The sequence below is a fragment of the Frankia sp. CoWAU3 genome (genome assembly GCF_977971855.1).
Genome location: NZ_CDWWXB010000085.1, coordinates 11,856 through 14,110, shown reverse-complemented (window position 1 = coordinate 14,110; position 2,255 = coordinate 11,856). Strand labels below are relative to the sequence as shown.

3 protein-coding genes are annotated in these 2,255 nt (G+C 70.1%); 1 reads left to right on the top strand and 2 read right to left on the bottom strand.

The annotated features are described in order from the left end of the window. A partial coding sequence (locus tag AC08ON_RS09880) for a CocE/NonD family hydrolase (RefSeq protein WP_476616823.1) occupies nucleotides 1-269 on the bottom strand: 269 nt, incomplete at its 3' end. A 731-nt stretch (nucleotides 270-1,000) separates the two neighbouring features. On the opposite strand from AC08ON_RS09880, the gene AC08ON_RS09875 reads away from it, so the two are divergent. Continuing rightward, complete coding sequence (locus tag AC08ON_RS09875) at nucleotides 1,001-1,528, top strand: pilus assembly protein TadG-related protein (protein ID WP_476607306.1); 528 nt, start codon at nucleotides 1,001-1,003, stop codon at nucleotides 1,526-1,528. Here AC08ON_RS09875 and AC08ON_RS09870 read toward each other — a convergent pair. Further along, nucleotides 1,470-2,255, bottom strand: a 786-nt coding sequence (locus tag AC08ON_RS09870) for a hypothetical protein (protein WP_476616822.1), incomplete at its 5' end; no start/stop codon positions are given. The two genes, AC08ON_RS09875 and AC08ON_RS09870, sit on opposite strands and share 59 nt — an antisense overlap.

Sequence of the window (2,255 nt, the reverse complement as noted above, 5' to 3'; positions counted from 1 at the left end):
TTCAGTACCCAGTTGATCACGGCCGAGCCGTCCGCCCGGTCCCGCGGACCGGCGACGTCTATCTTCCCTGTGGAGTCGGCGAGCCCACGCTCGCTGTACGCGACCGCCAGATATCCCTTGAGCGCGAAGTTCAGGAGCATCCCCGGATACGATTTCCATCCCGTCGGCGCCGAGTTGGACGTCGGCATCGGCTCCGGGGATCCTGGTCGTGGTGAAGGCCCCTGCTCCCCGTAGTTCCTCGAACTTTGCCACGGTCGTCGGTGGGAGATTCCTGAAGTCGCCGCTCTCGAGGTTCTCGAGAGCGGCGATCTCCGCGTCGAGCAGTGTTCTGTCGTTGGGCGCGAAATCGAACGCGTTCGTGGTCTTGGCAGTCGTGGTCACTTGGATGATCCTCTTCTGGGCATGGGAAAAGGAGTCTGCCGGCGAACCTCGCCAACGGACGCGCGATCGTCCGCGGCCGTGACGAGGTGAGATCAGGATATCGGATCCGTGGTGCGGAAGTCTCCCGGTGCACGGGTTCGGAGCCTAGAGGTGTACGCGATCGTCAGGGGTGAGGTGAGTACTTTGTCCGCGCGCCGTACGGCAAGATGGTGTTGACCCGCACGCGGCTGCTGGTTACGAGCGAAGCCCTGCAGCCAGGACAGCGCGAGTACGAACAGCGCCAGCACGGCCCACGGCGGCGAGCCACCGCCAGAGGCCCGCGGGCGAGCGGAAGCCGATGGCGAAGGCCACGCCGAACACCAGCGCCGTCGAGACGAGATTGCGAACACGCTCGCCACGACGTGTCCCACGATCAGTGCGCCGCCGTTGACGTCCATCGAGCGGAACCGGTCGATGACTCCGGTGGTAAGTCGGATCAGTGCCGCATGACCGTATTCTCCCGCAATGGGGTTGCTATTCTCCCACAATAGGGTTGCTAATAGGGTTGCTGGGGCAGTGGGTTTCCGGCCCCGCCTGTTCGGCCTTCCGGCAGGAGCGTCAGCGAGGAGAACGCGTGCCCGTGACCAAACGTGTGCCTGTGACCAGCGGCGGGACGGGGTCGGCCGGAGCAACGGGGTCGGCCGGAACACCGGACGGAGTCGTCCGCCCGGACGGGACCAACCGCGCGGACGGCGGGACCATTCTCGTGCTGACGCTGGGGTATCTCATGGTCGCGGCGATGCTGGTGGTCGTTGTGACCGACGTGTCCGCCGTCTACCTCGCTCGTCGGTCGGTGGCCTCGGCCGCCGACGGCGCCGCGCTGGCCGCTGCCCAGCGCATCGACGAGAACGCGATCTACACCGCCACCGACGCCTTCGAGCGCCTGCCCCTCGCCGACATCGCCACGACCGTCGATCAGTACCAGCGCCGGGCCGATCCGAGTGGCCGCACGACCCTCACCTCCACCCTCGTCGACGCGACGACGGTGGAGGTGGAGGGCACGCGTGTGGTCGACCTTCCGGTCGTCGGCTCCCTCGGGGTGGGTCCGGTCACGGTACGTGCCGGAGCGCAGGCACAGTCGGTGGTCCGCCAGCCCGCTGCACCATGACGCCGGCCGGCGCCGGAACGCCGAACCGCGCCGGTTGCGTGCGCGTCACCCGTTGGCTTTCCTCCGACCCCTGATGCAACCAGGTCGAGGTGGCGTCCATGAGATCGTCGAGACCGTGGCCGGTGCGGCGCTCGGCCAGATCCGACACGTCCCGGACCAGCCGGGCCACCCATTCGGCCGGCCGCCCGGCGGACAGCGCCACCGCCTGAGCGGCGTGCTGGGCTGCCTCGTCGCGATCCGGGACCTCCCGGGCCAGTGCGGCCCGGGCCTGCGCCATCCGCACCGAGACCACCATGCCCGTCTGGCCGCTGCCGGTGATCAACGTCGAGGCGCGTTCCAGGTGAGGCGTGGCCTCGTCGGCTGCGCCGACGGTGGTCAGGGCCTCGGCGCAGGCCAAGGCCAGATCCGCCGGGGAGTAAGTGTCGAGCGAGAAACCCGGCGAGCCGTGGGCGGTGTCGTCGAGCCGTTCCATCGTCTGCCAGGCTCTGGCGACGGCGTCCCGGACGCCTGCCCGGTCGCCGGTCGCCGCACAGGCGCTGGTGACGACCTTCCCGGCGATGAGGGCCCGGGTGGAGCTGTGCCCCGCGATCCGCGCCGCCGCCCCGGCGATCTGCAGGGACACCGCCGGGCTGTGTGGGCGGACCACCCGGGCGCGCAGGGCCAGGGCGCGGGCGGCGAGTGGCCCGTCCCCGGCCGCCCGGGCGAGCGCCGCGGCCCGGTCGGCCCG